The following is an 11782-nucleotide window of genomic DNA, read 5'->3' as shown; positions in this document are numbered from 1 at the left end:
GGCTGATGATCATGAGCAGGGTTCGTAGCGTCTGGCGAGGCATGCGGGTTCCCGGAGGGCGGAAAGATCGGCGGCGATGACGGCTGCCGCAGGCGACAGGCCATGGGTCGGATGCGCGCCCGGCGTAAAAGGTTTAAGCCGGCTGCGCGCCCTACCGTTCGTCGGCCCATGACTTCCGGGGGGTTGACTACAGGTGTCGTCATGGCAACAGTAGCGACACGTGTAGTCAAGGGAGTGTTGTCATGCGTGGCAAGACCATCGGGGACCAGGAACTGGCCCTGCTGCAGTATGTGGATGAGCAGGCACCGACCAGCGTCGGCGAGGTCGCCAGCGGCTATGGCGAACCGCGCGGACTGGCCCGGTCCACCGTGTTGACGATGATGGAGCGCCTGCGCGCCAAGGGTTACCTGCAGCGCAGGCAGCAGCAGGGTGTCTACCGTTACCAGCCCACCCGTGGCCCGGAGAGCGTGCTGCAGGGCGCCGTTGCCCAGTTCGTCGACAACACGCTGCAGGGCTCGGTGTCGCCATTCGTGGCGTACCTGTCGCAGCGGCAGAAGGTCAGCGACAACGAACTGGCCGAACTGGAAGCGCTGGTGGCCGAACTGCAATCGCGTCGCCAGGAGGACTGAGCCATGGATACCTCGATGTTGATTCCGATGCTGGAACGGCTGGGCTGGACGAGCCTGCAGACCGTGCTGCTGGTGGCGCTGGTGTACCTGCTGTGCCGCGCGCTGCCGGCACTGGCGGCGGCCACCCGTTGCCGGTTGTGGTGGCTGGTGTCGCTGCAGGCGGTGGTCGGTCTGTTGTGGAGCCAACCGCTGCAGCTGGCCTGGTTGCCCGCACCCGATGCGGTGGCAGTGACGACCGTGGATCTTGCGGCGGACGCGATATATACGATGGCACCGGAGGCATCGGCGCACCTGCTGGCGAACACGCCGATGGGTGATGTCGGCAGCACCCCGGTGGCCTGGTGGGCGTTGGCCCTGGCAGCGCTGTGGATGTCCGGTGTACTGCTGATGGCGTTGCGGACCTTCGGCGAATGGCGCCGTTGCCGTGCGCTGCTGGCGGCGTCGTATCCGTGCGAGGACCAGGCGCTGGTGCAGGCGCTGCAGCTGGCCTCGGATGCGCACGGCCTGCGCCGCGCGCCGCGCCTGTGGATGAGCGACCAGGTGGACGCGCCTCAGCTGGTCGGGCCGTTCCGTCCGGTGCTGCTGCTGCCGGCGGGAATGAACGCGCTGCAGGGCGATGCGCTGGACCTGGCGCTGACCCACGAGCTGCAACACCTGCAGCGTCGTGACCTGCAGTGGGGGCTGCTGCCTGCCTTGGCCCAGCACCTGTTCTTCTTCCATCCGCTGCTGCGCCTGGCCGTGCGCGAATACGCCCAGGCCCGCGAGGAAGCCGTGGATGCGGCGGTGGTCGGCCAGCACGGTGCCAGCCGCCATGCCTATGGCCGGTTGCTGCTGCAGCTGGGTGTGGCGCCGCAGCCACACCTCGGCGTGGCCAGCGCAGCGCCCAGCACCACCAGCCTCAAGCGCCGCCTGCTGTCGCTGCAGTCGCACCGGGCGTGCCCGCGCCTGCTGGCCGTCGGCTTGACGCTGGTTGTATTGGCCGTGGGTGTGGCGCCGATGCGGCTGGTGGCCGCGCCGGTCCCGCCTGCACCGCCGGCACCGCCGCGCGCTGTGCCAGCGCCGCCGCCGCCGCCCGCAGCACCCCCGGCACCGGCAGCGCCGCCTGCCGCAGCGGTACCGGCAGAGCCGGCCGACTGGGCCGAGCCGGCAGAACCCGCCGAGCCTGAGGAACCTGCCGACGTCAATGAAGACGAGGAGCAGGACGCAGGCACCCATGCGCACTCGCAGACCACCATCGTCACCCATGGCCAGCTGGATCTGGGTACGCCGCCACAGCAGGCCTTCGTTCTCGTCGATCACGGCCAGGCGTTCGCCAATGCCGGCATGGACGATGTGATGCAGGCGCGCAGCCGGCTTGGTGACGGCCCCGCCCTGTGGTTTCGCCAGGGCGACAAGCGCTACGTCGTGCGCGATCCGATGCTGATCCAGTCGTTGCAGCGTGCCTATGCCGGCGCTGTCGACCTGAGCCGCCAGCAGAGTGAACTGGGGCGCCAGCAGAGTGTGCTGGGTCGTCAGCAGGGCCAGCTCGGCCGCGAGCAGGGCGAGCTGGGCAGGCTGCAGGGCGAAGAGGCGCGTGAGATCGCCCTCGCCGCCGCGCGGGCTGCACGCAGTGCGATCAATGATCGCGACATCAATCGCGAAGCGGCAGCCGAAGCGGCGCGGGCTACACGCGGCGCGGTGGATGATGCGGCGATTGCACGCAAGGCTGYGGCCGAAGCACAGCGCGCATCACAGGTTGCCCGCAACCAGGCGCTGCAGTCCGAGCGTAGCCGCGAGATGAGCCGACTCGCCAGCCAGCAGGCCGCGCTGGGAAGCCAGCAGGCGGCACTGGGCAGTCAACAGGCCGCGTTGGGTGAGCGCCAGGCACGGCTGCAGGCACAGGCAGCGAAGCAGGCAGAGCAGGTCATCGCGCGTGCGCTGGCCAGCGGCAAGGCCGAGCGGCTCTGACAGAGCGGAGCGCCGGGCCATGCCCGGCGCCCGCAGCTGCGCGTATGCGAATGGAATCCGCCGGGCAGGGCCCGGCGCTCCCCATCAACCGCAGCTGGCGCGCTCGATACGGTTCTGTGCGTCCACCTGCACGGTCACCCGGTCCTGGCGGAAGTCCATGGTCACCGCCATCCCCGGTTTGACCACGCGTGCGTTGCGCGCGCCACTGTCGGCCACCAGCTTCTTGATCGTCGCTTCGTCGGCGGTCTTGCCGGTGAATGCGTCCAGCGCCTCGGGGCGGCACTCCTGCGGACCATCGGACACCTTGGCTGGCAGGCTGCCGGCATCGGCGGAGGCGTTGCCACCGGCATGGCTGCAGGCGGCCAGCGGCAGGATGGCCGCAAGCAGCAGCAGGGGGGATCGACGCATGGCAGTACTCCTGGGTGGTGTTCAGTAGCGGCAGTGTCGCCGAGCCCTGTGTCAGTGATGTCAACGCGGCCTGGATCCGCCCTCTCCGTTCATCCGCTTACCAGCGCCAGGGTCTCCCGTTCGCGCTGCTCTTCCCGCACCAACCGCTGCAGCAGCAGGGCCAGGGTCACCACGTCCTGGTGGTTGTGGTCGGCCACCCGGCGCAGATTCACCGCATCACCGCCACGCAGGTAACGCAGCCATGCGGCGGGGGCTTCCGAGCCGGGCAGGTCATCTTCGCGCACCACGCGCAGCAGTTGCCGCTCGATGGTGGACAGCTTGCAGTTCTCCCACGTACCGCGGTAACGGCGGCGAGTGGGATACAGCAGGTCGACATGGTCCAGCGCGGTGATGGGATCGGCCTGGCGGGCCAGCCGATAGCGCGTCTTCAGCAGAGGGGCGTCGTAGCTGCGGCCGTTGTAGCTGCAGAACACGGTATGCGGCTGCAGCCAGCTGGCGAAAGCGGCCAGCATCTCCTCCTCGGCAGCCATCGTCGACATCAGCAGCTGGCGGATGCGCAGGCCTTCGCCACGCTGCGGGCACACATGCCAGTCGGCGGCGCCGATCATGAAGGCGCGGGTGCCGGTGCCGCCGGCCAGGCCGGTGGTCTCGGTATCGAAGAACAGCAGGTCGCGCGCAGCCACGTGCTCACCCTCGCGCTTGGCGAAGGCCAGCGACAGCGGCATGGCGGGAATCGGCTGCGGCAGCAGTGACTCGATCAGGAACAGGCCGGGCGCAATCTCGTTGCCGGGCAGTTGGCGATCCTGCGCGCTGGCGCGTGCCGGCGCAGGGCCACCCCGCGAGCGCATGCCGAGCAGGCGATGCAGGCTGCCGACCTCGGGCCGTCGCAGTGTTGCCGGCGCAGGCGTGGTGGTGGCGGTGCCGGTCGGCTTGTGGCGGATCTCCTGTTCCACCCAGGCAAACACCGAACGCTCGGCCGGTGGCTGCCGCGCATCGTTGGCGGCCATCAGTGCCGGCGGCGTCTGCTGCGTCGGCGCGGCAGGCGTGGCTGCTTTCGGGTCACCCGCCTGCTTGCGAAGCAGCCGCAGCTTGTCCAGGCTCAGGCTCACGGGGCGATCAGCTCCATCGGGTCGCGCGTGCTCACCACCACATCGGCCACCTGCTGGCAGGCCTGCGCATCGAACAGGTCGAGCACGCGCAGCGCCAGCGCACGCGGCGAGGTTTCATCCTGTTCCTGCGCGGCCAGCACCGGGCCGACGCAGGCCGGGCAACCCGCCTTGCAGTCGCAGCGCTGTACCAGTTCGCGCGCGCGCTGCACCAGYTCGSCCTGGCGCTGCCACAGCGGCTCGCTCAGGCCSACGCCRCCGGGGAARTTGTCGTACAGGTATACGGTCGGCACGAATTCCTGCAGCAGTTCCACCGCGCCAGGCTCGCCATCGCTGCCCCGCAGCTGGCCGCGCCCGCTCTGGTCGGCAATCGCGATCCAGGTGCCATCGCCGTTGCCCACCGACTTCTGCAGGTCGCGCGCATCGGCCATCACCGCCACCGTGGCTACGATGTGCAGTGCATAGGCGGCGCCGAGGAACCCATCCAGCGCATCCTGCTTGCTGGCGAAGGCGCGCAGCAGCAGCGCCTGCGGCAGCTGCCACCACACCGCGGTGGTGTGCAGTTCCTGGTCGGGCAGGTTGACCGGACCGTAGCCGATGTTCTCGTGGGTGTAGTAGCGGATCTTCTTGTAACCGGCCACGCGGCGCACCACGTGCACTTCGCCATGGTGCGAATCACCGCGGCCGGCCACGCCGCCATCGAAACGGTCCAGCACCTTGAGCTTGGTGAAGTCGATGCTGTCGGTGTAGTAGTCCACGTGGGTGCGGGTGACGWAGGCCTTGCGGCCKTYCCAGTCCAGCGTTTCCACCTGGTAGGGCGTGGACTGCACCATGTGGATGGCGCCCTCGTACAGGGTCAGCGCTGCAGCGGAGTAGTCCACTTCGGCGATGATCTGCTGGCGGCCATCGCTGCGGTCGACCACCACGAAGTTGCCATCGGCCACCGCGCGCAGGCTGACCGCGTTGGCCGGATAGCTGTCGGCGATCCACTCCCAGCGTTCGCCTTCGCGGTGGATGACCTCGGTTTCGGCCAGTGCTTCCAGGAACACCTCAGGATCGATCGGGCCGAAGCCATCGCCGACCCGGAACGGCAGTTCGAACGCCGCGCAGCGGATGTGATCGAACAGGATCAACGGCTGGTCGGGCGCGATGCGTGCGTGTTCCGGYGACGCCTCGGCGAAGAAGTCCGGATGGCGCACCACGTACTGGTCCAGTGGCTGCGAACTGGCCACCATCACGCCGAGTGCGGGCTGCTGGCGGCGTCCGGCGCGGCCGAAGCGCTGCCAAGTGGCAGCCACGCTGCCGGGGTAACCGTTGAGGATCACCACGTCCAGGCTGCCGATATCCACGCCCAGTTCCAGCGCCGAGGTGCTGACGATGCCGTCGATGTTGCCGGCACGCATCGCACGCTCGGTCTCGCGGCGCTCGRTGGGCAGGTAGCCGCCGCGGTAGGCGCGGATGCGTGGTGGCTTGCGCGGATCGTGATCGAAGATGTCCTTCAGGTACTTGGTCAGCACCTCCACCATCAGCCGGGTCTGCGCGAACACCAGCGTCTTCAGCCCGGATTTGATCGCGATGCGGGCGATGCGGTTGCTCTGCGAGCGCGCCGAGGCACGCAGGCCCAGGTCGGGGTTGATCACCGGCGGATTCCACAGCAGCACCTGCTTCGGCCCGCTGGGTGCACCGGATTCGGTGATGGCGGTGACCGGTGCTTCGATCAGCGCCTCGGCATGCGCCTGCGGGTTGCCGATGGTGGCCGAGCACAGGATGAACTGCGGTTGCACCCCGTAGAACGCGCAGATGCGCTTGAGCCGGCGCAGCACGTTGGTGACATGGCTGCCGAACACGCCGCGGTAGGTGTGTACTTCGTCGATGACGATGTAGCGCAGGTTCTCGAAGAACTGCGCCCACTTGGTGTGATGCGGCAGGATCGCCTGGTGCAGCATGTCCGGGTTGGAGACCACGATGTCGCCATGCAGGCGGATCGCCTGCCGCGCGTCGCCGGGGGTGTCGCCGTCGAAGGTGAAGGCCTTCACCCCGAGGTCGCCGGCGCGGTTGAGCTCCAGCAGTTCGGCCACCTGGTCCTGTGCCAGTGCCTTGGTAGGGAACAGGTACAGCGCCTTGGCCTTGTCCTGCATGGCAGCGCTGACCACCGGCAGGGTGTAGCACAGCGACTTGCCGCTCGCGGTGGGGGTAACGATGGCGACGTGGTCGCCACGCTGGCTGGCCTCCCATGCCTCGGCCTGGTGGCTGTAGAGCTGCTCGATGCCGCGTGCCTTCAGTGCCGCAGTCAGGGCCGGTGGCACGGAATCAGGAATCGGCGCATAGCGGCCTTCGCGGCCGGGAATGGCGAAGCTGCCGGTGATGCGATCCTGGTAGCGGCGCTGCAGGCGTGCACTGAGCAGTGCGCCATCGCGCGCGGGCAGGCCATCGCGGGTGGCGAGCTGCTGCTCCGCATCGGCGGTGCGCTTGGCGAGTTCGTAGGCCATGGGAAGTGGGTTTTCAGGGGATCACATGGCACCACAAATGGGTCTCACGATGTGAGACATCCGCAGCGGGCGGCGTGAACCATTCAGCGCGTTGGTGGCATGCGTGCAGCCAGTGCCGCGCTGCGCCGTGCGTGGCACCGCAGGTGCCGGCGCCACCGATGGATGGCCTGCACCAGATGCCACAGCCCGGTGGCGGCGGTGAGCGGCCACCACACTCCATGCATCAGCCTGAGCGCATCACGGGTGTGCTGCCGGGAGATGCCCGCCGGCAGTTCGATGAACATTCCGCCGAACAGCAGTACGCACAGCATCAACCCCAGCCATGCCAGGCTCCACGTCGCCCCAGCGGAGGAAAACCGGACACGGTCCTCGGCCAGGGACCACTCCCGGCCCGCGCCCAGGACCATGCCATCGCATTGGCGGATATCCAGTGTGAGGTGCTGCCCACTACGGAAACGCTTGGACGCCAGCCACTCCGCAGGCAGCTGCACGCGGTGGTCGCTGCCCAGTAGCCAGCAGGGCGGATGGTGTGGGTGCAGCATGAGCTTGTTGAGCCTGCCGCTGAGCTGCAGAACCGGTTGCGGCGCACCTGGGCCACGCTGGCGTGGCCATGCCATCCACACGGCGGTGCCGGCCACGGCGCACAGCGGAAGACCCAGCAACAGCCGCCACCACAGCGCGACGTCGATCTGCAGCGCGGGCAGCGCCGCCAGCGCAAGCAGCGCGATGACAATGCCCGGCCAGCGAACGCCATCACCCCGGCGCATCGCCACTTCGGCCGCCGTCTCCAGCCGCTGTCCGTGGACCGCGCACGCAGCAATTGGCCGCACGATGCGCCGTTTGCGTTGCAGTGGTCCCTCGAAGGCGGCCGCATGCTCGGCTTCCTCGGCAGCCACCCGGTGCCGGGCACCGACAATGTGGAATCCATTCAAGCGGACTACCAGAGCGGCGTCGCCAGCCAGGACGACCTCTGCGTGATTGTCTACGGCAACATGCTGCCAGGCATCGAATGGCAGCAGCACGGCAACGTCACCGAGCCAGGCCGAATGGAAGGGGCGGTTGCCGAAGCCAGACGGTCCGCTGAAAGCCCCCGACAGCACGCGCACCTGTGTGTCGTGCGTCCGCCCGCTGAGCGCACGCAGCGTGGCAAGTGCAGCATCTTCATCTTCGGTGAGCGGACGTGAGGGGGGATTGCGCCGCAGCAGGTGCAGGGCAGCGCGTGCATCCGACGCCCACTGCAGGTAGCAGGCCACCAGCATCGCCAGCAGCACCGCAAGCAGGAGGAGGGTCGCAGCGGGCGACATCAGCAGCATCCCAGCAGGCGTGAGTGATCGCAGCAGCGGGGCGGTGGCAGGCTCATCGGCGTGAAGGTGCTCAGAGGGGCCTGCAGGCTCATGGCATGCTTCGGCGTGCGCAATGCAAATCATTGCAAGGTGCGTGGCGGCTGCGCGGAACCGTGAGGACGGGCACAAGCTGAACGCCGGCGGCGCTTCCAACGAAATCTGAAGCCTGCATCCGTATCCTTGGTTGCTGGACGCAACCAACAGGGTGGATGGCTGTGGCACGACGTGGAATGCAGGGAGCACTTCTGGCCGCGGTGCTGCTGGCGGGCATCGCGCACGCGCAGCAGACGACGCCGGCGGCCGTACCCTTGCCCACGCCTGAACCCGTACCGGCGCCTGCCGTGCCGCCCGCTGCTGATGACGCGCCCGTGGTCCTGCCGCCTGCGCAGGGGAACGTGACCACGCTGGGCGAAGTGCGCGCGCTCAAGCCCGAAGACGACCAGCCGCTGGACCTGTACCGCTTCAAGAACCCGATGCGCGCGGAGAACAACCGCTTCAGCCGCGACTGGAGTGAGCCGCCGTCGCCCGAGCAGGTCAGCATGGGCGGTGGCTACATCATGATGGGCGTGGTCAAGGGCGTGATGGCCGCGGCCAAGGGCCTGAACAAGATCACGGGTGGCCCGGACCAGATCCAGTCGGCCATCGCGCGGCCGCCACCGGAACTGAGCGCCGAGCAGCAACGGCGCGCGCTGCAGTTCTGCGCCCAGCAGGATGGTTGCGGCGCACCGCCGGAGAAGTAGGCGTTATCCTGCGGGCCTTCCCTTCGAGGCTGCCTGGATGCCGCTGCGTACCCTGTTCCTGCTTGCAACGCTGAGCCCGCTTGCCGCGTCCGCCAGCGACCTGACCGATGGCGGTTCGTGCCGTAATGGCGCGTTCCCTTCGGAACAATCGGGCTTTGCCCTGGCCAAGGTGGTGGGCACGCCGCGCCTGTTCCTGCTGGGCGACATGGACGGCTGCCCGGCCAAGGGCGAACCCGCCTGCCGCCAGCGCAGCTACGTGGTGAGTGGCGACACGGTGGTGACCGGGCGTGATCTTGGTCGCTACCGCTGCGCGTTCTTCCCGAACAAGGTGGGTGGCAGCGCAGGCTGGGTGGATCGCAGCAAGCTGCAGGCGTTGCCGGTACCCGCGCCGACGCTGCAGGCCTGGTCGGGAGACTGGAAGGACAGTGACAACGGCCTGCGCATCCGCGTGCGTGACGGCCGCCTGCACGTGGAAGGCGATGCCTACTGGCCCTCGGCCAACCCGACGCCGGCAGAACGCCCGGGCGGCCCGAACATCGGCGCGGTAAGCGCGCAGGCAGTACCGCGTGGTGCCCAGGTCGACTTCGTGGAGGACACCTGCACGGTGCACGCGCAGCTGCTGGGCGATGTGCTGATCGTGGCCGACAACAGCGAGTGCGGCGGCATGAACGTGCGCTTCAACGGTGTGTATCGGCGCAAGTAGAKCCACGCCWTGCGTGGATGGTGTTCGCGATCCAATCGGCGGGATCAGGGCCTTTTCGCAGGCGAAAGGGATCCGACCCCGGGATCAACCCCGGGATCAGCGTCGGCGCTCAAGCCACCAGAGCAGCGATGCGCACAGCACGAACGCCAGCCACCACGGCCAGCGCGGCCCTGGTACACGCTGGCTCGCCTGCGCGGTTGCTGGCGCCGCAGTGGCCAGCCGCTGCGCGGTGGCATCCATCATCGCCTGCCGGTGCAGGGCAGGGGCCTGCTTCGGATCGAACACGTAGCGCCACTGCGTGCGGTCGCCGTGCTGCAGGCGCTGCCAACCGGCCTGGCGCGGCCACCAGCCCGCGCATCGTGTTGTGCCGGTGGTGCTGTCGACGATCAGCGGCACGCCATCGCCGCGTCCGTCGAAGGCCCGCAGCGGTGCCTGCACGCCGCACAGTGACTGCCGTTCGCCGGCCCAGGCCAGTGCCTGTGTCGACCACGGTCCTTCGGTACCGGGCTGCGCGCGAGCGAGGGAGGCGAACACTGTGCTCCACAACTCACCGTGGCGATCCTCGCGACCGGCCAGTACCCAGCGCCAGCTGTCCGTGATGGGCAGCAGCCCGATGCGCCCCTTGCCGACGGCGCGCCACCCACCGATGGGCTTGCTGTCGCGATCCTGCAGCAGGGGGCGGCTGTCGGCTGCCTGCAGCGCCAGGTACTCCAGCGCCGGCAGCGCCGCGGCGTGCGACGCGCGGTCGGCGTCTTCGCCATCAGTGGTGGGCAGGGTGCCGGCGGCAAGCGGCCCGCGACGTGCCTGCAACATCGTCGCGTCACCCTCGCCGGGCATTGCCGCAACCTGGCTGCTGGCATCGCCCTGCACGGGCAGGCCGAGATCGCGCAGGCGTTGCCGTGCGCTGGCTGATGGCGCGCCGGTACTGCGCACCAGCAGRCCCAGGCCATCGCGCAGGGCCTGGCGCACGGCCGCCAGCTGAGCGGCACCGAGCGCAGCCAGGCTGCGTTCGTCGAGCAGCAGCAGATCGCTGCGCGCCAGCGTGGAGGCGTCCAACGCCACGTTGCCGTCGCCCAGGCTGAGGCCTGCGCCGGTCTCGGCCTGCACCTGCACGCGGATGCCGGCATCGGTGGCCCAGCGGCGCAGGTACTTCAGTTCGGCGCCGGGGGCAGCCGAGCGCACCAGCACGCGCAGCGGAGCGGCGGCCAGCGTCTGCTGCGGCACCGGCACGCTGTCGGCCACATGGCCCTGCGCATCCAGCAGGCGCAGCTGGAACACGCTGCGGCCCTCGGCGCGGGCGATGCCGCTGAGCTGCACATGGCCGTCCGCCGCCAGCGGTGCACGATCGACCACCGCACCGGCCGGGTCCAGCAGTTCGGCCTGCGCGCGGTCTACCCCACGTGCCTGTGCGTGCACGTCGAAGCGCGCACCGGGAGCGGCGTCCGCGGGTGGCTGCAGGGCGATCCATCCGTTGGCTGCAGGGGGTGCCTGCCAGCGCGTGTCGGCGGGCAGTGCGGCATCGCGGTCACGCGCGGCCAGGCCGGCACCGATCAGTGTCACCGTGGAGGACGGATAGCGGCGCAGTGCAGTGGCCAGGTCCGGCACGCGCGCTGCACCGGCCATATCGGTTGCTTCCGGCAGCAGCACCCGGGTGCCGCCGGTGGGCAGTGCACCGGTCTTGTCGGCCCCGGCGCCGATCACCACCAGGCCGGCCAGGGAGGCGCGCTGTGAGGGCGGCAGCAGGCAGACGTACAGCAGCGCAGCGGCGGCCGCCTGCAGCGTGAGCACGGCGATAAGACGGCCGCGCCTCTGCGTGGGCGAACGCAGCTGGCGTGCACTGGCGACGAGCACGATCAGCGCCAGCGCCACTGCGACCCACACGTTCAATGGCGATGTGCTCATGGCTGTGCTTCCAGAGCGTCGAGGTAGCGCTGCCCCATGGCATCTGCCGCACGGCGTCGCATCACCTGCGGCAGTGGCCGCTGCAGTGCGCGCCACAGCTGCGCGCGCAGGCGCTGCCGGCACTCGGTGCAGCCGGGGTCGATGCGTAGTTGTTCGATGGCGGCGGCCAGGTCCAGTGCATCGGGCAGGAACGCGTTGTTGCGCTGCTGCCAGGTGGCCAGCATGTCCAGATCGGGAGTGCCGTCCTCGTCGCCCAATCGCTGCCAGGCCTCGACGACGGCCGGATCGGGCGGCGTGCGCGCGGCCAGCGGCAGGTCGCGGCTGGCCAGCCCGGCACGGTCGCCGCTCAGGCGCCGGCTCTCGTCGATCGGCGGCAGCTCCGGGCCGACGCGCGCCAGATAGATGCGCTCGGCCTGCTGCACCTGCTTGATGAACGCCAGCGCCTTGTAGGCAAACGGCAGGGCCTGCTCGGGGCGGCCCTGGCGCAGCTCGCCTTCGGCCGACCACATCTGGTC

At 69.4% G+C, this 11782-nt stretch carries 9 protein-coding genes and 1 pseudogene; 4 read left to right on the top strand and 6 right to left on the bottom strand.

Going from position 1 to position 11782, the window contains the following annotated elements:
• The first annotated feature begins 242 nt into the window (after window positions 1–242).
• Together AC1VAN_RS01935 and AC1VAN_RS01930 are read left to right on the top strand one after the other, a co-directional pair.
• Complete coding sequence (locus AC1VAN_RS01935) at window positions 243–629, top strand: BlaI/MecI/CopY family transcriptional regulator (RefSeq protein WP_442251726.1); 387 nt, start codon at window positions 243–245, stop codon at window positions 627–629.
• Between the two features lie 3 nt (window positions 630–632).
• The gene (locus AC1VAN_RS01930; protein ID WP_480985166.1) at window positions 633–2576 is read left to right on the top strand and encodes a M56 family metallopeptidase; all 1944 of its coding nucleotides are present in this window, start codon (window positions 633–635) and stop codon (window positions 2574–2576) included.
• Window positions 2577–2660: 84 nt separating this feature from the next.
• Here AC1VAN_RS01930 and AC1VAN_RS01925 read toward each other — a convergent pair whose 3' ends face one another.
• The 4 genes from AC1VAN_RS01925 to AC1VAN_RS01910 all read right to left on the bottom strand — a co-directional run bounded on the left by AC1VAN_RS01925 (window position 2661) and on the right by AC1VAN_RS01910 (window position 7883).
• Entirely contained in the window at window positions 2661–2984 is a 324-nt protein-coding gene (locus AC1VAN_RS01925; protein WP_025876032.1) for an I78 family peptidase inhibitor, read from the bottom strand.
• Window positions 2985–3073: 89 nt separating this feature from the next.
• Entirely contained in the window at window positions 3074–4093 is a 1020-nt protein-coding gene (locus AC1VAN_RS01920; protein ID WP_223497409.1) for a ribonuclease H-like domain-containing protein, read from the bottom strand.
• The gene (locus AC1VAN_RS01915) at window positions 4090–6579 is read right to left on the bottom strand and encodes a DEAD/DEAH box helicase (RefSeq protein ID WP_480985165.1); all 2490 of its coding nucleotides are present in this window, start codon (window positions 6577–6579) and stop codon (window positions 4090–4092) included. Before AC1VAN_RS01915 ends, AC1VAN_RS01920 begins: the two co-directional genes overlap by 4 nt.
• A gap of 83 nt (window positions 6580–6662) precedes the next feature.
• Complete coding sequence (locus AC1VAN_RS01910) at window positions 6663–7883, bottom strand: hypothetical protein (RefSeq protein WP_478013553.1); 1221 nt, start codon at window positions 7881–7883, stop codon at window positions 6663–6665.
• Between the two features lie 248 nt (window positions 7884–8131).
• On the opposite strand from AC1VAN_RS01910, the gene AC1VAN_RS01905 reads away from it, so the two are divergent.
• Together AC1VAN_RS01905 and AC1VAN_RS01900 are read left to right on the top strand one after the other, a co-directional pair.
• A complete protein-coding gene (locus tag AC1VAN_RS01905) occupies window positions 8132–8662 on the top strand; it encodes a hypothetical protein (protein WP_442251730.1) in 531 nt (176 codons plus the stop codon).
• Between the two features lie 37 nt (window positions 8663–8699).
• Window positions 8700–9365 (top strand): hypothetical protein, encoded by a 666-nt coding sequence (locus tag AC1VAN_RS01900; RefSeq protein WP_032978392.1) that lies wholly within the window; start codon window positions 8700–8702, stop codon window positions 9363–9365.
• 96 nt (window positions 9366–9461) lie between these two features.
• Here AC1VAN_RS01900 and AC1VAN_RS01895 read toward each other — a convergent pair whose 3' ends face one another.
• Window positions 9462–11267, bottom strand: coding sequence for a hypothetical protein (locus AC1VAN_RS01895; RefSeq protein WP_032978389.1), 1806 nt, complete (start codon window positions 11265–11267; stop codon window positions 9462–9464).
• Window positions 11264–11782: pseudogene (locus AC1VAN_RS01890) on the bottom strand (hypothetical protein); the annotation flags it as partial. The gene AC1VAN_RS01895 and the pseudogene AC1VAN_RS01890, both read right to left, overlap by 4 nt.

The organism is Stenotrophomonas sp. 05L44_2 (assembly GCF_056665995.1).
This window is presented reverse-complemented; position numbering and strand designations above follow the sequence as displayed.

Bases quoted from the DNA above. Each gene is read 5' to 3' on its own strand.
- AC1VAN_RS01935 (WP_442251726.1), top strand. From the start codon at position 243: ATGCGTGGCAAGACCATCGGGGACCAGGAACTGGCCCTGCTGCAGTAT.
- AC1VAN_RS01925 (WP_025876032.1), bottom strand. From the start codon at position 2,984: ATGCGTCGATCCCCCCTGCTGCTGCTTGCGGCCATCCTGCCGCTGGCC.
- AC1VAN_RS01910 (WP_478013553.1), bottom strand. From the start codon at position 7,883: ATGTCGCCCGCTGCGACCCTCCTCCTGCTTGCGGTGCTGCTGGCGATG.
- AC1VAN_RS01905 (WP_442251730.1), top strand. From the start codon at position 8,132: ATGGCTGTGGCACGACGTGGAATGCAGGGAGCACTTCTGGCCGCGGTG.
- AC1VAN_RS01900 (WP_032978392.1), top strand. From the start codon at position 8,700: ATGCCGCTGCGTACCCTGTTCCTGCTTGCAACGCTGAGCCCGCTTGCC.